Annotated in this window: 21 protein-coding genes; 8 read left to right on the forward strand and 13 right to left on the reverse strand. The window is 52.7% G+C overall.

Annotated features, from left to right (window positions below; translation table 11 throughout):
* Positions 1-76 precede the first annotated feature (76 nt).
* Entirely contained in the window at positions 77-490 is a 414-nt protein-coding gene (locus tag ACXUPB_RS13575; RefSeq protein ID WP_035563354.1) for an arsenate reductase ArsC, read from the reverse strand.
* Positions 491-641: 151 nt separating this feature from the next.
* Here ACXUPB_RS13575 and arsH point away from each other — a divergent pair, with 151 nt between their 5' ends.
* The 8 genes from arsH to ACXUPB_RS13615 all read left to right on the forward strand — a co-directional run bounded on the left by arsH (position 642) and on the right by ACXUPB_RS13615 (position 5861).
* Positions 642-1361, forward strand: a complete 720-nt coding sequence (gene arsH / locus ACXUPB_RS13580; protein WP_472952901.1) for an arsenical resistance protein ArsH — start codon at positions 642-644, stop codon at positions 1359-1361.
* A 13-nt stretch (positions 1362-1374) separates the two neighbouring features.
* The gene (gene arsB, locus ACXUPB_RS13585; RefSeq protein ID WP_472952903.1) at positions 1375-2451 is read left to right on the forward strand and encodes an ACR3 family arsenite efflux transporter; all 1077 of its coding nucleotides are present in this window, start codon (positions 1375-1377) and stop codon (positions 2449-2451) included.
* A 15-nt stretch (positions 2452-2466) separates the two neighbouring features.
* Positions 2467-3135 carry an NADPH-dependent FMN reductase gene (locus ACXUPB_RS13590; protein ID WP_472952904.1) on the forward strand — a complete coding sequence of 223 codons (669 nt, stop codon included), beginning with the start codon at positions 2467-2469 and terminating at the stop codon, positions 3133-3135.
* 17 nt (positions 3136-3152) lie between these two features.
* On the forward strand, positions 3153-3554 hold the full coding sequence (gene arsC, locus ACXUPB_RS13595; protein WP_472952906.1) for an arsenate reductase (glutaredoxin): 402 nt from the start codon (positions 3153-3155) through the stop codon (positions 3552-3554).
* Between the two features lie 123 nt (positions 3555-3677).
* Positions 3678-4130: an RNA polymerase sigma factor gene (locus ACXUPB_RS13600; RefSeq protein ID WP_472952908.1), complete on the forward strand. Its 453-nt coding sequence runs from the start codon at positions 3678-3680 to the stop codon at positions 4128-4130.
* 79 nt (positions 4131-4209) lie between these two features.
* Positions 4210-5217, forward strand: a complete 1008-nt coding sequence (locus tag ACXUPB_RS13605) for a permease (protein ID WP_472952909.1) — start codon at positions 4210-4212, stop codon at positions 5215-5217.
* A gap of 17 nt (positions 5218-5234) precedes the next feature.
* Positions 5235-5471: a thioredoxin family protein gene (locus ACXUPB_RS13610; protein WP_335598205.1), complete on the forward strand. Its 237-nt coding sequence runs from the start codon at positions 5235-5237 to the stop codon at positions 5469-5471.
* Positions 5472-5552: 81 nt separating this feature from the next.
* Complete coding sequence (locus ACXUPB_RS13615; protein ID WP_179916996.1) at positions 5553-5861, forward strand: CC/Se motif family (seleno)protein; 309 nt, start codon at positions 5553-5555, stop codon at positions 5859-5861.
* On the opposite strand, the gene ACXUPB_RS13620 is transcribed toward ACXUPB_RS13615, so the two are convergent.
* The 12 genes from ACXUPB_RS13620 to ACXUPB_RS13675 all read right to left on the reverse strand — a co-directional run bounded on the left by ACXUPB_RS13620 (position 5826) and on the right by ACXUPB_RS13675 (position 17848).
* Positions 5826-6755 carry an MFS transporter gene (locus ACXUPB_RS13620; protein WP_472952911.1) on the reverse strand — a complete coding sequence of 310 codons (930 nt, stop codon included), beginning with the start codon at positions 6753-6755 and terminating at the stop codon, positions 5826-5828. The two genes, ACXUPB_RS13615 and ACXUPB_RS13620, sit on opposite strands and share 36 nt — an antisense overlap.
* Before the next feature lie 25 nt (positions 6756-6780).
* Entirely contained in the window at positions 6781-6990 is a 210-nt protein-coding gene (locus ACXUPB_RS13625) for a hypothetical protein (protein WP_472952912.1), read from the reverse strand.
* Positions 6987-8198 carry an organoarsenical effux MFS transporter ArsJ gene (gene arsJ / locus ACXUPB_RS13630; RefSeq protein WP_035563399.1) on the reverse strand — a complete coding sequence of 404 codons (1212 nt, stop codon included), beginning with the start codon at positions 8196-8198 and terminating at the stop codon, positions 6987-6989. The genes ACXUPB_RS13625 and arsJ overlap by 4 nt, the downstream gene beginning before the upstream one ends.
* A gap of 4 nt (positions 8199-8202) precedes the next feature.
* The gene (locus tag ACXUPB_RS13635) at positions 8203-9234 is read right to left on the reverse strand and encodes an ArsJ-associated glyceraldehyde-3-phosphate dehydrogenase (RefSeq protein ID WP_035563335.1); all 1032 of its coding nucleotides are present in this window, start codon (positions 9232-9234) and stop codon (positions 8203-8205) included.
* A gap of 175 nt (positions 9235-9409) precedes the next feature.
* Positions 9410-10249 carry a phosphate ABC transporter ATP-binding protein PstB gene (gene pstB, locus ACXUPB_RS13640; RefSeq protein WP_179916999.1) on the reverse strand — a complete coding sequence of 280 codons (840 nt, stop codon included), beginning with the start codon at positions 10247-10249 and terminating at the stop codon, positions 9410-9412.
* Positions 10250-10275: 26 nt separating this feature from the next.
* Positions 10276-11442: a phosphate ABC transporter permease PstA gene (gene pstA / locus ACXUPB_RS13645; RefSeq protein WP_035563331.1), complete on the reverse strand. Its 1167-nt coding sequence runs from the start codon at positions 11440-11442 to the stop codon at positions 10276-10278.
* Positions 11443-11460: 18 nt separating this feature from the next.
* Complete coding sequence (pstC, locus tag ACXUPB_RS13650) at positions 11461-12711, reverse strand: phosphate ABC transporter permease subunit PstC (protein WP_008959511.1); 1251 nt, start codon at positions 12709-12711, stop codon at positions 11461-11463.
* Between the two features lie 153 nt (positions 12712-12864).
* The gene (locus ACXUPB_RS13655) at positions 12865-13878 is read right to left on the reverse strand and encodes a PstS family phosphate ABC transporter substrate-binding protein (protein WP_472952915.1); all 1014 of its coding nucleotides are present in this window, start codon (positions 13876-13878) and stop codon (positions 12865-12867) included.
* A 127-nt stretch (positions 13879-14005) separates the two neighbouring features.
* Positions 14006-14737: a sulfite exporter TauE/SafE family protein gene (locus ACXUPB_RS13660; protein WP_008959513.1), complete on the reverse strand. Its 732-nt coding sequence runs from the start codon at positions 14735-14737 to the stop codon at positions 14006-14008.
* A 35-nt stretch (positions 14738-14772) separates the two neighbouring features.
* Positions 14773-15969 carry a multidrug effflux MFS transporter gene (locus ACXUPB_RS13665; protein ID WP_008959514.1) on the reverse strand — a complete coding sequence of 399 codons (1197 nt, stop codon included), beginning with the start codon at positions 15967-15969 and terminating at the stop codon, positions 14773-14775.
* 177 nt (positions 15970-16146) lie between these two features.
* Positions 16147-16665 (reverse strand): STAS domain-containing protein, encoded by a 519-nt coding sequence (locus tag ACXUPB_RS13670; RefSeq protein ID WP_008959515.1) that lies wholly within the window; start codon positions 16663-16665, stop codon positions 16147-16149.
* Complete coding sequence (locus ACXUPB_RS13675; RefSeq protein WP_179917017.1) at positions 16655-17848, reverse strand: PP2C family protein-serine/threonine phosphatase; 1194 nt, start codon at positions 17846-17848, stop codon at positions 16655-16657. Before ACXUPB_RS13675 ends, ACXUPB_RS13670 begins: the two co-directional genes overlap by 11 nt.
* Between the last annotated feature and the right edge of the window lies 1 nt (position 17849).

Consider the following 17849-nt stretch of genomic DNA (forward strand, 5'->3'; position numbering starts at 1 on the left):
AACAGCACAAGCGTCCAGCTCACTTTGACGCTAAGTTATTGATCTATTTCATCTCGACCTGCCCCTTTTAGTAGAATTATGCAGACTTATGCAGGGGTAGCCAAAGATGCAGACGTCGACGAATTTCTAGTAATGCTTGCTCATAAGCATCAGGCTTGCCAATCAGACGGGGGTCGCGAATATCCCAGAACAGCACTTCGCCCGCCTGCCCTTGCCAATCCCGGCAGGCTTGCTGGGCCTTATCACACAGAACAATGACGTAATCGAAAGTCTCGCTCTCGAACTCATCCAGAGACTTACTGCGTAAACCTTCTGTGGGTAGACCCTGCTTGCGGAGCGCCTCCAGCGTTAATGCATGGGGCTCATCCGGTTCAGAACCAGCACTAAACGACTCAAAACGATCATCTGCCAAATGGCGAAGCAGCGCCTCCCCCATCAGCGAGCGTGCAGAATTAGCATTGCAGAGGAATAACACGCGGCGCTTCGTCATAAATAAACAGCCTCTTATGTAGTTAATGCCTGCCACTTTACGCCGTATTCATGACGGCAATATTGCAAACATACACCAATGCTAGAAATATACGAAAAAACATATATGATGGCACTATGAACTTAACATGCAGTGAAACAGGCAGAACGCAATGACCTCACTCAATGATTTGCCCAATATCGATTCTGGACTCTTTAAAGCGCCTAGCAACGAACAGCTGCGACTACCTCAAGGCACTGAATACAAAACGAAAATATTGCTCCTGTACGGCTCCCTTCGCGAGCGCTCTTTCAGTCGGCTAGCGGTTGAGGAAGCTGCCCGCCTGCTAAACGCCATGGGCGCAGAAACAAGAATCTTTGACCCTAGGGGGCTACCGCTACCGGATACTGAAGATACCAGCCACCCCAAAGTCGATGAGCTACGCCAATTGGCTCAATGGTCAGAGGGGATGGTGTGGTGCTCCCCTGAACGTCACGGCGCAATGACCGGCATTATGAAAGCGCAAATAGATTGGATTCCGCTTTCGCTAGGTGGCGTACGCCCGACACAAGGCAAAACATTGGCAGTGATGCAGGTTTGCGGCGGTTCCCAGTCCTTCAATACGGTCAATCAACTGCGCATTTTAGGCCGTTGGATGCGCATGCTGACAATTCCCAATCAATCATCAGTGCCGAAAGCCTTTATGGAATTTGATGAAAACGACCGAATGAAACCCTCCCCTTTCTACGACCGTATCGTCGATGTGATGGAAGAGCTGGTGAAATTTACGCTGCTGGTGCGTGACCGCAGCGAACTGCTCACGGATCGTTACTCGGAGCGTAAAGAGAGCGCGGAAGAAGTCTCCAAACGGGTTAATCAACGCGCCATTTAATCAGGAGCTTCACATGTCAGCACTGCAAGATAACGCATCGCCCTCCACTGCCGAAGGCATGGGAGTCTTTGAACGCTACCTCTCACTATGGGTAGCACTTGCCATTGTGATGGGCATTTTAGTCGGGCAATTTATCCCAGCGGTACCGGAAACGTTGTCACGCTTTGAAGTGGCGCAGGTATCGATACCCGTGGCAATACTCATCTGGGCGATGATATTCCCCATGATGGCACAAATTGACTTTACCTCCTTATTAGGTGTCCGGCGCCAGCCAAAAGGGTTAATCATCACGACCTCTGTTAACTGGTTGATCAAACCCTTCACCATGTTCGCCATCTCCTGGCTATTTCTGATGGTGATCTTTCGACCGTTTATTCCCGCCGAGCTAGCCAGTCAGTATCTAGCCGGTGCCATTCTACTCGGCGCTGCGCCGTGTACCGCCATGGTGTTTGTGTGGAGCTACCTCACCCGCGGCGATGCCGCCTACACCCTGGTGCAAGTGGCGCTTAATGACCTGATTATGCTGTTCGCGTTTGCTCCTATCGTGGTCTTCTTGCTGGGCATCTCCAATATTCAGGTGCCCTGGGACACAGTCGCCCTGTCAGTGGTGCTGTATATTGTGATTCCTCTGGCAGCGGGCTATATCACCCGGCAAAGCTTGATTAAAAAACGCGGCGCCGAGTGGTACGACAATGTGTTTATGAAGCGCGTTGGCCCCATCACACCGATTGGCTTGATCATTACCCTAGTGCTGCTGTTCGCCTTCCAGGGTGAGGTTATTCTCAATAATCCACTGCATATCGTATTGATCGCAATACCGCTGATTATTCAAACGTTTTTAATCTTTTTTATTGCCTATGGTTGGGCTAAAGCCTGGCGATTGCCGCATAACATTGCCGCACCGGGGGCAATGATCGGCGCCAGCAACTTCTTTGAACTGGCCGTGGCAGCGGCTATCGCGCTGTTTGGCTTACAGTCGGGCGCTGCGCTGGCGACCGTTGTTGGCGTATTGGTCGAAGTACCGCTGATGCTCGCGCTGGTAAGAATCGCCAATAAAACCCGCCATCATTTTCCGGCAGACGCTCATTAATTGGGAGTAAGCGCTATGGCCCACTATTTGATATTTCTAGGCTCAACTCGTACCAGCACACCACCCTCCCCGGCTCGCCTTGGCGAGCGGGTGGCAAAGGCCTTCGAGCGCTTGCTTTCATCGTTACCGCATACCACGGCTGAAATTATTGATCCGCTAGCGCTAAACTTAAGCGACCCGTTTAAGCCACATTTTGCTTACGCAAAAGCCGACGTACCGGAAGACTTAGCAGAGCTTGCTGATAAAATCGCCGCTGCCGATGGCTACGTGATGGTCAGCCCGGAATATAACCACTCCATGAGCCCAGCACTTAGCCATTTGCTAAACCACTTCGGCGCATCGCTGTTTGCGTTTAAACCCAGCGCCATCGTGACCTACTCAATGGGCCAGTGGGGTGGCGTGCGTGCTGCAGTCGCCATGCGTGCGTTTCTCTCGGAGCTTGGCTGCCTGCCGGTATCGGCCATGGTACACGTACCCAAAGCCCAGGAAGCACTAAACGAAGACGGGCACTTTGAGCAAGAACAGGCGCGCTGGAAAAGCTACTTTGGCCGTACATTAGGCCAATTAATGTGGTGGGCTGAAGCCGCGGCTAGCTATAAACAGCAGGTAGACCCAACGCGGGTATCGCCCGCCTTTAAAACCGCGCCCTCTCAACGTAATGCGCCCGGTAGTGAAAGCAACTAATCGATCGTGAGGTCACCATGCCCGTCACTATTTACCACAACCCCAACTGCGGTACGTCGCGCAATACGCTGGCAATGATAGAAGCCTCTGGAGAAACGCCAGAGGTGATCTATTATCTGGAAACACCGCCAAGCCGCGAAAAGCTGGTCGAGTTACTCGCGATGATGCAGTTATCACCTCGGGAATTGCTACGTCAAAAAAACACCCCCTATGATGCGCTAAAGCTGGATGATCCTTCCCTTAGCGATGGCCAGCTTATCGACGCCATGATGGCCCACCCGATTCTGATTAATCGCCCTATTGTGGTGACCAATAAGGGCACACGTCTGTGCCGCCCTTCCGAGCAGGTATTAGCGCTTTTAGAACAACCGATCAAACACTTCACCAAAGAAGACGGTGACGTAGTGACCTATCCATGAGGAAAAAAGCTGCCTCATCCCAAACCTCATCCTGTATTGAGGAGGCTTGGAACAGCCACCACCAGGCACTGCGCTATTACCTCTTAGCGCTATGCAACAATCGGGACGCCGCCGACGAAATCTTTGCAGCGTGTCTATGTAAAAGCACTGACGCATCGCGCCCAGTTTTGCCAACTGGCAGAGCCCAAAGCGTGGCTTTATACGGTTGCCAAACATGAGTGGATTGATGAGTTGCGCCGTTCAACGCCTGATTCACAATCGCTAGATACCGCGACAGCAGCGCCATTACCTTGTCATATTGATACCAACCTCCCCTTAGAGAGTTTGGCTGCCTGTATCACGAAGGCACTGGCTCATTGTACTGACGAAGACGCTGATATTGTTGGGGCCTGCGACCTTAACGGCGTTAAGCAAAGTGACTATGCCCAGCGTCATGGCTTAACGCTCCCTGCGACCAAAGCGCGGCTACTGCGCGCCCGAAAACGTCTTCGCGAAACGTTGGTTGCCCAGTGCGAGATTGTCTTTGATGAACAAGGCCATGTCTGCTGCCACTGGGCAATACCCTTTACCGAATAATTATTTGGCTTTTCCCTGCATCCTTTTCCACATTGCTTCGTCTTCTTTATAGAACCGTTCATATATAAGGAAGGCAGCGATGTTGGAGATCTTTACCTGGCTAGCCAGTTGGCTGGTATACGACCTGGGCGGTTTTGACCCTAACAGCAAGTTAGGCAGCTCACTGCATTTTTTCGTCGAGGACACGAGCAAGATTTTTGCGTTGCTGGTGGTGATGATTTACGCCATTGCCTTGTTACGCGCGTCGCTCAATCTGGAGCGTGTGCGTTATTACATTCAGCAAAAGAACCGTTTCGCAGGCTACGGTTTAGGTGCTGGTTTTGGGGCAATCACACCGTTTTGCTCATGTTCAAGCATTCCGCTGTTTCTCGGGTTCACCAGTGCAGGCATTCCCCTGGGCATTACGATGGCGTTTCTGTTTACCTCGCCGATTATTAATGAAGTTGCCGTGATTATGCTATGGAGCCTGCTAGGCTGGGAATTCACCCTGGTGTACATCGCCATCGGGATGACCGTGGGCATAGGCGGCGGCATACTGCTCGATAGCTTAGGCGCTGAACGCTGGTTAAAAGCGTTTGCAGCTAAAGCCTACCAAAACGCCGCCGAAAGCCCGCAAGCGGATCAGCTCGCTCCTGTACGTCCTTCACTGACGTTAAAAGAGCGCCACGAATTTGCACGCAATGAGCTTTACGAGATTGTCGCGCGGATCTGGAAGTGGATCATTATCGGCGTGGCGCTGGGCGCCGCGCTGCATGGCTTTGTCCCGGATGACTGGTTCAGTGACAACCTGGGCAGCGGCCAATGGTGGAATGTCCCAGTAGCCGTATTAGCGGGCCTACCGCTTTACTCCAACGCAACCGGCGTTATTCCCATCATGGAAAGCTTGATTACCAAAGGGCTACCTGTCGGCACAACGTTAGCTTTCTGCATGAGCACCGTCGCGGCGAGCTTTCCTGAATTTATCATGCTTAAACAGGTCATGCTGTGGCGCTTATTAGCCACGATATTCATCATTCTCCTCATCAACTTTATGTTGGTGGGCTGGCTAATTAACCTGTTATCGCCCTGGTTATTCAGCAGTTTGTAAACCCAAGAGGACACAACATGAAAAAGATCGAAGTATTAGGCACAGGCTGCAAAAAGTGCACCGTCACCGCGGAGCAAATTACGGCTATTGCCAAAGAGTTGGGTACCGATGTTGAGGTGACTAAAGTCACTGACCCACAAATCATCATGCACTATCAGGTCATGTCGACCCCAGCAGTCGCGGTCAATGGCCAGCTTGCTCACAGCGGAGGTGTTCCAGATCGCAAAAAAATTGAAGCTATATTGAAAGCCTAAAAACCTCAAGTTCACCTACTGCGCTCAGGCTCCCCGATTACTTCCTGGTAAGCTGGGAGCTCTCTTTTAACAGGCGTCTCAATGCTGGAAATTATCGATGTGTCTGACGCTGCAAAAGCGTTTATCAAGCAACAGGGAGGCGTGGTGACCGTGCGTTTATCACCCCGCCACGGCTGCTGTGGGGGGCTCGCCAACGTTGCCGTCGCCGAGGCGAGTGCCCCCAAAAACCCTTCGCTTTACCAGCGCCATAGTGATGAAGATATAACTCTCTTCATTGCGACAGAGCTTGCCTACCAAGGACTGCGTGTTGACGTTGAAGGGGTCTGGAAGTTGCGCCATCTGTATGTGGATGGCTCATACCCCCGCTCTGGGCACACGAATAAACACTAGCGCTAGACACGCCGCCAGCATCAACCCCGTAGTCAACCATAACGCTCCAGCACCATTTTGCTCTATTAATAGGCCAAACAGCAGCGGCGCAAAGGCTTGCGCGGCCCTGGCCGGGGCGATAATCAAACCTTGGCGCTGGCCAAAGCCTTTTGGGCCAAACAGCGCCAGCGGCAGCGTGCCGGAAGCAATCGTCATCATGCCATTGCCCGCGCCATGGAGTAGCGCAAACCCTGCGGCGGGCATACCCACGGTTGCTAAAAGTGCCGCACCTAAGGGGTGGAGCGTTGTGGCCACGCGCGCGGCTACAAGCGGATGCAAGCGACGCAGCAGCGCAAATTCACCTAACCTAGCCGCCACTTGCGCGGGACCAACCAACGCGGCGGCGGCAACGGCGACTGAAAGCGATACGCCGGTTTCCTGCAAAAGCCTGGGCAGATGTGCTGCCATCGCCGTCGACACAAACCAGCCCGCGGCAAACACATAGGCTAATAGCACCATAGCCAAGCGAGGCCGCTCAGGCGATGGGGCAGATTTTTCGTCATTTGAGTGGTTTACGCTATCACCGGCTTTAGGCAAACGAGCATTAAGCGGCAGGCCTATCACTATATGCAGAATGGCCCAGGCACCACAGGCGACCCGCCACCCAAATTCATTTTCCAACAAAGCTGTTAGCGGCCAACCAATGGTGCTGGCAAAACCCGCCAGTAGCGTCACACCAGTAATCGAGGAACGAGCGCTGCGACCTAATAGCCGCCCGAGGGTAGCAAAGGCGGCGTCGTATAGCCCCATCGCCATGCCCACACCGGTAATCAGCCAGGCAAGCATTAGGCTTAACACACCTTGGGACAGCGCCATGATCACTAGGCCAAACGCCAGAACAGCGTTGGATGCCATCAGCACGCCTCGCCCACCTTGCTGGTCAATCAAGCGCCCTACGCTGGGGCCAAGTCATAGCGGTTAACAGCAAGGCGACAGAGAACGCCGCAAACACCCAGCTTGACGATATTTCCAGCTCGCGGGCCATGGGCACCGCCAGAATAGCGGGCAAGTAGTAACTGGATGCCCAGGCGAGCGTTTGCGCACTGCCTAAGGTGAGCGTTAACCCCAGCCTGGGCGAAGAGCGGATCATGCGACTTGTTTAGGCAACGCGAGCGCCATCAAAGCACTTAAAGCCACTAAGGCAGCCGACACCCACAGGCAGGCGCTCAACCCATAGGCCATATACAGCCAGCCCGACAGTAGCGTGCCTACTAAGCGCCCCATGGCATTGGCCATATAGTAAAAGCCAACATCCATTGAGACGCCGTCGGCGCGAGCGTAATGCACGATCAAATAGCTGTGCCAGCTGGAGTTAATCGCAAACAGCACCCCAAAGGCGAGCAGCCCGACGACCAGCCAGCCCACTTGCGCCAAGGGCAGCATCGCCAACACAATCGCCAGCACCGCCAGCGCCGCGGCCCAACCGGCAGTAAGCGCACGCGCATCGCCTTTGATCAGCCGGGTTAATTTAGGCGCCTGGGTTTGCACGCCGCCGTAGCCAATCACCCACACCGCCAGCAGCCCACCCACTGTCCAGTGTGTCCAGCCGTGCTGGTCGTATAAGAACACCGGCAGTGCTACGACAAACCACACATCCCGCGCCGAAAATAGGCAAAAACGCGCCGCGGAGAGCACGTTAATCGCACGTGATTTTGAGAAAATTTCGGAGAACTTAGGCTTTATTTTTTGGCGTCCTAAATCCGCCTTTAGCCGGAATAGCGAAAGCAGCAACACACCGCCAAGCATCACTGCCATCACCAACACAGCGGCCTGAAAGCCAATCAATGTTAACAGCAGGCCACCGACAAAAAAGCCCAAACCTTTTAGCGCGTTTTTAGAGCCGGTCAGCATCGCCACCCAACGGTAGAGCGAGCTATTGGCGTTGGCACTCTCTTTGGGCACCAGCACCTTAACGGCGCTTTTAGCGCTCATTTTGTTGAGGTCTTTGGCAATCCCCGATAGCGCCTGAGCGGCCATGACCCAGGCCACTGTTAGCAGGCTCGCGGGCACCATTAACATGACCAGCGCCACAATCTGCAAACCCAAGCCCACGTTCATGGTGCGGTTGAGCCCCAGCCTTGCGCCCAGCCAACCACCCACCAAATTGGTCACCACGCCAAAAGCTTCGTAAAACAAAAACAGCATCGCGATGGCTAACGGCGAATAACCCAACTGGTGGAAGTGCATCACCACCAGCATACGAAGCGCGCCGTCGGTGATCGTAAACGCCCAGTAGTTGCCGGTAATCAGCATGTACTGACGCACCTCGAAAGGTAGCGCCCTTACCCGCGTAAGCATTGAATCAGCCACAAACCACCCGCTTACGCCCTACCATCAGGGATAGCTCAGCGGTTCTATTCGCGTAACCCCACTCGTTATCGTACCAAGCGTAGAGTTTTAGCTGCGTGCCATTGACCACCATGGTAGACAGCGCATCAATAATGGAGCTGCGGGGGTCAGTGCGGTAGTCGATCGACACCAACGGGCGCTCTTCATAGCCCAGAATGCCTGCCAGCGGGCCATCTGCTGCGGCTTTCAATGCAGCGTTCACCTCGTCGACGGTAACATCACGCTCAAGTTCAAACACCATATCGGTAAGCGATGCGTTAGCCAACGGGACACGAATCGCGTGGCCATTTAACTTGCCTTCTAGCTCAGGGAATATGGCAGTGATGGCTTTCGCCGATCCCGTTGTGGTGGGAATCAGACTCATGCCACAAGCGCGGGCGCGACGCAGATCTTTATGCGGGGCATCCAGAATCGTTTGAGTATTGGTGATGTCATGCACCGTGGTCATTGCCCCATGACGTATACCGAAGGCTTCCTGAATGACTTTGACCACCGGTGCCAAGCAGTTAGTGGTACAGCTGGCAGCGGTAACGATCGTATGCTGCGATGAGTCAAAGAGATGATCGTTTACTCCCATGACCACATTGAGCACGCTCGCCTCTTTCATAGGCGCACTCACCACTACACGACCAACGCCCTGGTCGAGGTACGCTTGAAGCTTTTCAGTGGTTTTCATTTTACCTGAGCATTCGATGACTACATCGCAGTCAGACCAGTCACTATCGGCAATTGCTTTATTGGCGCTAAAGGCAACGGATTTTCCATCAAAAATAATAGCGTCATCAGTGGCTGTCATGCCCTTCCCTGGAGCCCAATGACCATGTACCGAATCAAATTCCAATAAGTGAGCAAAGGTTGCCGCATCGCCGCCCGGGTCATTAATGCGCACAAGCTCAACGTCACCCGCCGACACGTTTTGCCACAAAATTCTCAGCGTTAAGCGACCAATACGTCCCAATCCATTGATACCAATTCGAAGTGCCATGGTGCCTCCTAGACTCTCTGTTCTATGGGGTCTATTTCCAGGTTTGTGTTTTTAAAGTTGTTCGTTTCTAAAAAGGATATCGCTTATATGCGCATAAACATATATTAATGCATAAAAAAACACACATTAAAAACAGGCCCATCGATTGACGATGGGCCTGCTTGAAAGGCGTTAATTAACCGTAACGACCCGAAATATAGTCTTCGGTTTTTTTCTTAGCGGGGGTTGAGAACATCACTTTGGTGTCGTTGTACTCAATAATTTCACCCAGGTGGAAAAACGCCGTGTAGTCCGCCACCCGCGCGGCCTGCTGCATGTTATGGGTTACGGTGATGATGGTGAACTCTTCCTTTAGCTTATCCATCAAATCTTCGATGGTCGCGGTCGAGATCGGGTCAAGCGCCGACGTTGGTTCGTCCATCAAGATTACATCAGGCTGCACGGCAATAGCGCGGGCGATACATAAGCGCTGCTGTTGACCACCCGATAGTGAGGTACCGGGTTCTTGTAACTTGTCTTTCACTTCGTTCCAAAGGCCAGCACTACGCAACGCTTTTTCAACCAGCTCATCCTGCTCGGCTTTGCGGCTAACCAAATCGTGCATGCGCGGGGCGTAAGCCACATTTTCATAAATCGATTTAGGAAATGGGTTGGGCTTTTGGAAGACCATTCCCACCCGGCGGCGTAGCGCGACTTCATCCATTTTGGCGGCATTGACGTCACGCCCATCCATTTCGACCAATCCTTCGGTGCGCACGCTAGGAATCAGATCGTTCATGCGATTCAGGCAGCGTAAGAAGGTCGATTTACCACACCCAGAAGGGCCAATTAGCGCCGTCACATTTTTCTGAAACAGATCAATATTAAGGTTATTCAACGCTTGGTTTTTGCCATACCACAGATTCAAATCACGAACTCGGATGCTCAAATCGTGGCAGGCCTGATTATTACGCGTGTAAGGCTGCCCAACCGCAGGTGCATGCTGGTCGTTCATTACAGGTGCTTGGCTATTCATAGCAATGTCCTCTATAACGCACTGGCCTACCAGCGGCGCTCAAATTTCTTACGTAGCACAACGGCAAAAGCGTTGAGTGAGATGAGTATGGTGAGTAGCACCAAAATACCACCGGCTGTTTTTTCTACAAACGCCTGTTCAGGCTCGCCTGACCAAGTAAATATTTGCGCGGGCATAACGGTGGCCGCGTTGGTAAACGAAGCGCCAACATCGGGGATAAACGCCACCATGCCGACAATAATCAGCGGTGCTGTTTCACCCATCGCCTGAGCAAGGCCGATAATGGAGCCTGTCATAATGCCCGGCATTGCCAACGGCAGAACGTGGTCGCGTACCACTTGCCAGCGCGAACAGCCCACCCCAAAGGCGGCATGGCGTATGGAGTCCGGCACGCTACGTAATGCGGTTCGCGTTGAGATAATGATCACCGGCAACGTCATCAGCGCTAGCGTCATACCACCGGCCAACGGCGATGAACGTGGCACACCGAAGAAGTTGATAAAGATCGCCAAACCTAACAAGCCGAACAAGATCGAAGGGATGGCGGCCAGGTTATTGATATTAATTTCAATCGCCTGGGTAAAACGGTTATCCGGCGCAAACTCTTCCAAATAAACCGCTGTCATTACCCCGATAGGAAATGAGATCGCCAGCGTTACGATCATGGTCATCACGGTGCCGACCACTGCCGATAAAATACCGGCATTCTCGGCGATTTTGGAATCCCCAGAGCCAAAAAAGGTGCTATTGAAGCGAAGATCCACCTGGCCTGCTTCAACACGCTCATCAAGAGCAGCTTGCTCTTCTTCACTCAGGCGATTTCGGTGCCCCTTCAGGTACTGGTCAACTTCACTGTTTGCCAACACCCACTGCGCTTCGCTGGTACCAATCATCCCAGGGTTATTGCGCAACTCCATGGGAATCACTCGCACCGCCGTGCGACTGATTAACGGTAGCAGCTCTTGGTCAAACGCCTGCCGTCCATCGGTTTGCGCTTCTTCGGTGTAACTAATCTCGGTCTGGATATACGCCTGCTGAAAGGCTGGCAACCCCTTGCTCAGCATATCGGCAAAAAACAGCACCAGAAACAGGCCTGCCAAGCCCAACGATCCCATTGATATCCATTTAAGGCGGGCAGACTTACGGTGACGCCGCTTAAGCTGCTGGCTGATTTCGTCAAAAGTATGGCTCATCGAAACAGTTCCTCAGCGTTACAGGTTATTCACGCGGTATTTTTCGCGGAAACGACGGATCATCAGTACAGATACCAGGTTCAGCGTGAGCGTCACCGCAAACAGCACCAGCCCCAGGGCAAAAGCTGACAGCGTTTCAGCACTTGCAAACTCTTGGTCCCCGGTTAAAGCCGCCACAATACGCACGGTCACCGTGGTCATATCTTCCAGCGGATTAGCGGTAAGATTGGGCCGCATGCCTGCCGCCATCACCACAATCATGGTTTCACCTAGCGCGCGCGACATACCCAACAGAGTGGCTGAAATAATACCCGGCAGAGCAGCAGGAATGACCACATCTCGTATGGTTTCCCCTTTGGTCATGCCTAATGCCAGCGACCCTTGGCGCATACTATCGGGCACAGAGTTGATCACATCGTCCGACAGCGAAGAGATAAACGGGATGATCATGATGCCCATCACGACACCAGGGGCGACGGCGTTATTATAAGAAGCGTCGAGCCCAAAAAAACCGGCGATATTGACGATAATCGGCGCTACCGTAATCGCGGCAAAAAAGCCGTAAACCACGGTAGGAATACCTGCCAGAACCTCAAGGACGGGCTTGGCAATGGTGCGCACGTTACGTGGTGCATACTCGGACATATAAATCGCGGAGAGCAGGCCGATAGGAACAGCGACCAGCATAGCGATAGCGGTAATCATAAAGGTACCGGCAAACAGCGGTACCGAACCAAATTCAGCCCCACTACCGTCTCCACGACCCGCTGACGCTAAAAAGCTCGCGCCTGGATTCCACGTGGTGCCGGTAATGAACTCCCAGAAGCTGTGCATTTGGAAAAAGCGCAGCGCCTCGGAAATAATCGAGAACAAAATGCCGAACGTAGTGAAAATCGAGATTAACGCTGCCCCGGCCAAGACCATGCGGATAACCCGCTCAATGGCCTGACGGGCGTGAAAATCAGGTTTAACTTGGTTAAGACTTACCATCAGCCCTATTGCTGCAATCACTAAACTCGCGGACAGCAAATAGAGCGTGGGGATATCGGCGCCCATTAGAAGCAGCACAAAAGCCCCCAGCGCACTCACTACCACGGCTGGACCAGCGGTCGAAAGCACGGTGAACCAGGCGTATTGATCTGGCTGAGCAAACATAGCCGTGCCCGCACTGCGTAAACGGGTGGCTTTTGAACGGCCAGCAAAAAACGCCAGCAACCCCAGCAGTAGTAACGCACCGCAAAAAATCAGAAGAAGCTGGTTAGTCTGCATCGAATTTCTCTCGCATTACTTAATGAAATCGTATTGGCGACTACTTTGGGGCACAAACATTACAGCAATGTGACAAACGCCAATTTATCGCTGTCATAAAATGAAAGGCCGACAGCTTACGCTGCCGGCCACTTTCATTTCTAACTTAACGACTTACTTAAGAACGTCTACTGACATTGTAGTGCGATCTGCTACAGCCTGACGCCACTCTTCGCGCTCTTCTTCAGGCAGAACGATCAAGCCGATATCTTTCAAGTAACCATCTGCGCCAATCATCATCTCGCTCATGAACATATCGACGTAGTCAGCCATCGGCGGTACTTCTTCAGCGTGCTGGTTCTTCACGTAGAACCACAGTGAACGCGCAACGGGGTAGTCACCTGAGCTGATTGCTTCGGGCTCTGGCGCAACACCGTTGATGGTAGCACCGTTCAGGGAATCGGTATTCTCTTCAAGGAATGAGTAGCCAAAGATACCCATTGCCCCGGTATCTTCACTCAAGCGCTGAACGATCAGGTTGTCGTTTTCGCCAGCGTCGATGTAAACACCGTCAGAGCGAATATCGGTGTAGCCTTCTTCGCCGTAAACATCCATTTCAAGCGATGCAGTTTCCAGTACTAGCTCTTCAAAAGCGTCACGGGTACCAGAAGTCGTTGGCGGACCATAGATGGAGATTTCACGGTCTGGCAGCGAAGAATCAATTTCGCTCCAGTTAGTGTAGGGGTTATCAACTAACTCACCATCAACCGGCACCTGGGCGGCTACTGCCATGAAAATCTGCTCAAGCGTCAGGTCAACAACGTCATTTTCGTTGGATTGGCCTAAAACGATACCGTCAGAGCCGATTTTAGCTTCGGTGATATCGGTAACGCCGTTCTCTTCACAACGCTCAAACTCAGCGACTTTCATGCGGCGTGAAGCGTTAGTAATGTCTGGCGTGCCTTCGCCAACACCGTTACAGAACAGACGCAAACCACCGCCCGAACCAGTTGATTCAATAACAGGCGTCGGGTTGCCGGTAGTGGCACCGAACTCTTCAGTTACGTAGCTGGCAAACGGGTAAACGGTACTGGAGCCTACGATACGGATTTGATCACGGGCTTGGGCAACACCGGCAACGCTCATTACAGCAGCCGCGATAACGGTGGTTTTTAGAATACGGTTCATGCGAAAAACTCCTGTTCATGTAGGGATCTAACCTTCGCAAGGCATACCTTGCACTGGTTCCATGACAACTTCATGACAGTGAGTAATACATGAAAGAATTTTTGCTACATGAGGAATTCGCTTTCGTTTACAGCAGTAAACCCAGTGCCGCCAAGGTACACAATGCTAGCGAAGCGCCTTGCAGTAAACGTCTATCCAAGCGATGAGCAATGGCGTCCGCCACTGCATTACCTACGAGTACCGCAGGGAGAAAGGTAAGGGCAACCTGAAAATGCCAGAGCTGAATCTGATTAGCGAAGGCGAGAGTCATAATGGTCAGCATTGAGGTCAAAATGAAAAAGGCCGCCAGATTTCCCCGCACCCGATCAGCAGGCAAGCCGTGCATCAATATCACCATGGGCGGGCCCCCGATGGCAGCAACGGTGCCAAAGATACCTGACAACACACCGGCGCCGAATAGCGTTACTCGATTAACCGGCAGTTTAAAGCGGCACAACGTCACCAGCACAGCAAACAGTACGATGATGGCAATTAGCTTTTCTAACAAAAACATCGGCGCGGCGAGCAGCAGCCAAATACCCAGCGCATTGCCAGGCAGGCGCCCCACTAACGCCATGCCAATGGAATCCAGACGCACCTCATGCCAATAGTGACGCACCATCATTAACGAAACGGTAAAGCCAAACAGCACTAAAATGACCGGCACCAATCGTGGCTCAAGCATCAGCAGCAATGGTGCTCCGATCACGGCCAAACCGAAACCGGTTGCCCGCTGAACAAAGGCACCCAGTAGCAGCACGGCTGCGCAGGCTAACCAAGTACTCATCGGCATATTGACCCAAGCCAACATGCTATCCATCACTGCTGCTCATTCTTATTGCTCATGCCTACGACTCATCCCTGTGAATCACTTATGACGGGCGCCTTGGTTAATTTGCGTACGCCGATATTTCCCAACAAAGCGGCGCCCAACATGGTCAGCACCATTGGCCATAGGTGCTCAACTTCAAACAATCCGACCATCACCCCCGCGAGAGCACCACAGGTAAACTGGATGCCGCCTAACAGCGCCGTTGCAGTAGCGCTAATATGACCAAAATGATCCAACAATGAAGAGATTGCGTTCGGGGTAATCAGCCCAATCATGCCGGTGAACAGCATAATCAGTGGCACAACAACCATGAGTGACGCGATATTTAACGCCGTCACTACTACTAACCCTAGCGCTGCCGCTAACTGTATAAGCAGCCCCAAGCGTAGATTTTGCTGTGGCGTGCGTTTACGCAGCAGGTGAATATTGACGCGGTTGGAGAGCGCAATGACCAGTACGTTGACACCAAACACGAGCGGATAGGTACCTGGCGATAGACCAAAATAGTCGAGATAGAGAAACGGCGAAGCGGTTACAAAGGCAAAAAGGCCGGCAAAGGAAGCGGCTACTGCGCAGATATAGCCCATCCCTTCACGATGTTTGAGCACGCTGGCGTAATTGCGAATAACCTGCCGCGGTGACGCCGCAGGAAGCGACATATCGCGAGTTTCAGGCAGTCGCGTTCCTAACAGCCAGAGTAAAAAGCCTGCATAAACAGCCAAGAAAACAAAAATTAACCACCAACCGGCCACATGCAACAATAGGCTTCCCACGGCGGGCGCCACCAACGGTGCCAGCATCATAATCATCGCCATGGTGGACATTACTTTAGCGGCCTCGCGCCCACTAAAGCAGTCGCGCACAATTGCCGCCGAGTTGACCACGCAGGCCCCGCCCCCCAGCGCTTGAATAAACCGCCAGGCCAGCAGTGTAGGCAAGCTGTCGACCATCGTAATAGCCAGGCTTGCCAGCATAAACACCACTAGTCCGCCCAGGAGTACAGGCTTTCTGCCCATGCGATCCGAAAGCGGCCCAAAGCAGAGCTGGCCCAGCGCAAAACCAAACAAGAACACGCTAATGGAAAGTTCAGTGCGATGAATACTTGCGCCGATACTTTCGGCGATTATTCCCATCGCAGGTAGGTAGGCGTCGATCGCAAAGGGGGCAAGCGCCGTGTTGGCGGCAACTAGCAACGCTACGCGGCGGGGATTAAGATGCATGGGTCTCCTTACGGCGATAACGAACGCGCGGGAATAGATAGGCCGCTAATCATAGCCGATTTTAAGACCCTTGTCGGGGCTAAACGCTATAGGCACAGCGCTATCGCAGTAGATGAAAACGATGAATCACTCACTGCGATAGCGTGAGGAAAGTCAAACCAGATTAAAGATGAATGCTTATTGATGTGTGGCGGCGTCTTGCGACTCAAGCATATCAACCAGCGGCTGAAACTGCTCGCGGTTATGCTCGTTCATATGCATCAAAATACGATGCGCTTCGAGGATGCGGTCACGGAGCCCCTCTTCATCGGCAGGCTCTTCAGGTAACTCTTCGAGAGCATCGTTAAGCGTTGTGGCTTGCTGAATAGGTGCTTCCATCAGAGTGAAAAAGCGCGCAAAACCCATCACGTCAAGCATTTTTCGAACGTCATCATTATCGACAATAATGGTCGGTGGCTGCTCTAAGCGCCCTTTTACTGCCATTGCCACCTTAGCCAAGAAACCCAGCGCAGTTGAATCCACGTTGGTGGCTTCGCGCAGGTCAATCAGTACGGCACGCAACCCCGGTGTCTCAGCGAGACGTTGGGCTTGGGTATCGAGTGTCGCGCAAAGCGTTAAACGCACATCGCCACACAGCTTTAAAACAAAAACACCAGAATCGAACGCCGCTTTAATGCGGCCTTCTTCAATCAGCATGACCAAATCCGCTCACCATCATGATTGTTAGATCATCGGGTAAAGCATCGCGTTCCTGGTTAGCATCGAACTCTGCGTCCCCTTCTGCAAGGAGAGCATTGGTCTCTGCTAGCCGGTCGCGCAACTGCTCAAGCGTGACACTCTCGCTTACTAATTGCTCAAGCTCCTTGAGCCGCGTGTCGAGCGTTTTACCCGGCAAGCATTCCAATACACCATCTGAGCAAAGCCATAAACAAAAGTCGTTCGGCAACGCACAGCTAAGCGAAGGATACTCCACATCGGGGAAAAGGCCTACCGGCATTCCTTCGCCTTCAAGACGTCTTAGCTCTCCTCCTGCTGCTAAAAGTGGCATGGGAAGCTGAGCGCCGAGCGAATAGTGCAGAGTATGCGCCTCATGGTCAATAACCCCGACAAATAAGGTGGCATGTTTCCCTATATCCGTACCCTGCAACTCCCGGTTCATCGCCTTTAGCCAATCCGGCGGCAGCTTTTCCGGCTGCTGACCATCCCACTCACTCAGCCAACGATTACATAAATATTTGAGCAGTACGGTGACAAAGGCCGACGACGCGCCATGGCCCGACACATCGGCAAAATAGAAGGCGCTATAACGCTCGTTATAGCGTTGATAGTCTAAAAAATCACCGGACAGATAGAGCGAAGGCGCAAATACGTAGTCGTAATAGACCCCGTTGATGATTTTGGGTCGCAGCGGCAGTAAACGCCGTTGGATATGGCCGCCACTTTGCTGATCCATACGCAGTAGCGCTAAATGCGTCTCAAGGCTCTCATTTAACTCAGCGAGACGCTCGTGATCACGCTCACGCTCTAGGGCCAAATCATTTAGCTCGACGGCTTTACGGATCATTCGCCGCAGCAGTTCGGCATGGCGTAGAGGGTGGACGATATAATCCACCAGCCCAACGTCAATGGCTTTGATAAGGTCAGCATCCTGGCGCGAGTCACTCACAACCAGCGTTGGTAAGCGTCGCGTAAGCTGCGACCACTGCTGGCGCGGCACGGCTCTGGCATGCGCCACAATCAGCGCCGTATCTGCAGGCAAGTGGTCGATATCTTCAGCAGCAAATACCGACATACCGTCGCAGGTAATCGCTTCGGCCAGCGCATCGCGCTCTCGACCCGGCTCGTCGATCACCGCGATCAACTGCTTAGAATGCTCCATC

It is taken from the genome of Vreelandella sp. DA03-1M, from assembly GCF_055725665.1.

Bases quoted from the DNA above. Each gene is read 5' to 3' on its own strand.
- ACXUPB_RS13575 (WP_035563354.1), bottom strand. From the start codon at position 490: ATGACGAAGCGCCGCGTGTTATTCCTCTGCAATGCTAATTCTGCACGC.
- arsH (WP_472952901.1), top strand. From the start codon at position 642: ATGACCTCACTCAATGATTTGCCCAATATCGATTCTGGACTCTTTAAA.
- arsB (WP_472952903.1), top strand. From the start codon at position 1,375: ATGTCAGCACTGCAAGATAACGCATCGCCCTCCACTGCCGAAGGCATG.
- ACXUPB_RS13590 (WP_472952904.1), top strand. From the start codon at position 2,467: ATGGCCCACTATTTGATATTTCTAGGCTCAACTCGTACCAGCACACCA.
- arsC (WP_472952906.1), top strand. From the start codon at position 3,153: ATGCCCGTCACTATTTACCACAACCCCAACTGCGGTACGTCGCGCAAT.
- ACXUPB_RS13605 (WP_472952909.1), top strand. From the start codon at position 4,210: ATGTTGGAGATCTTTACCTGGCTAGCCAGTTGGCTGGTATACGACCTG.
- ACXUPB_RS13610 (WP_335598205.1), top strand. From the start codon at position 5,235: ATGAAAAAGATCGAAGTATTAGGCACAGGCTGCAAAAAGTGCACCGTC.
- ACXUPB_RS13615 (WP_179916996.1), top strand. From the start codon at position 5,553: ATGCTGGAAATTATCGATGTGTCTGACGCTGCAAAAGCGTTTATCAAG.
- ACXUPB_RS13620 (WP_472952911.1), bottom strand. From the start codon at position 6,755: ATGGCATCCAACGCTGTTCTGGCGTTTGGCCTAGTGATCATGGCGCTG.
- ACXUPB_RS13625 (WP_472952912.1), bottom strand. From the start codon at position 6,990: ATGATCCGCTCTTCGCCCAGGCTGGGGTTAACGCTCACCTTAGGCAGT.
- arsJ (WP_035563399.1), bottom strand. From the start codon at position 8,198: ATGCTTACGCGGGTAAGGGCGCTACCTTTCGAGGTGCGTCAGTACATG.
- ACXUPB_RS13635 (WP_035563335.1), bottom strand. From the start codon at position 9,234: ATGGCACTTCGAATTGGTATCAATGGATTGGGACGTATTGGTCGCTTA.
- pstB (WP_179916999.1), bottom strand. From the start codon at position 10,249: ATGAATAGCCAAGCACCTGTAATGAACGACCAGCATGCACCTGCGGTT.
- pstA (WP_035563331.1), bottom strand. From the start codon at position 11,442: ATGAGCCATACTTTTGACGAAATCAGCCAGCAGCTTAAGCGGCGTCAC.
- pstC (WP_008959511.1), bottom strand. From the start codon at position 12,711: ATGCAGACTAACCAGCTTCTTCTGATTTTTTGCGGTGCGTTACTACTG.
- ACXUPB_RS13655 (WP_472952915.1), bottom strand. From the start codon at position 13,878: ATGAACCGTATTCTAAAAACCACCGTTATCGCGGCTGCTGTAATGAGC.
- ACXUPB_RS13660 (WP_008959513.1), bottom strand. From the start codon at position 14,737: ATGGATAGCATGTTGGCTTGGGTCAATATGCCGATGAGTACTTGGTTA.
- ACXUPB_RS13665 (WP_008959514.1), bottom strand. From the start codon at position 15,969: ATGCATCTTAATCCCCGCCGCGTAGCGTTGCTAGTTGCCGCCAACACG.
- ACXUPB_RS13670 (WP_008959515.1), bottom strand. From the start codon at position 16,665: ATGCTGATTGAAGAAGGCCGCATTAAAGCGGCGTTCGATTCTGGTGTT.
- ACXUPB_RS13675 (WP_179917017.1), bottom strand. From the start codon at position 17,848: ATGGAGCATTCTAAGCAGTTGATCGCGGTGATCGACGAGCCGGGTCGA.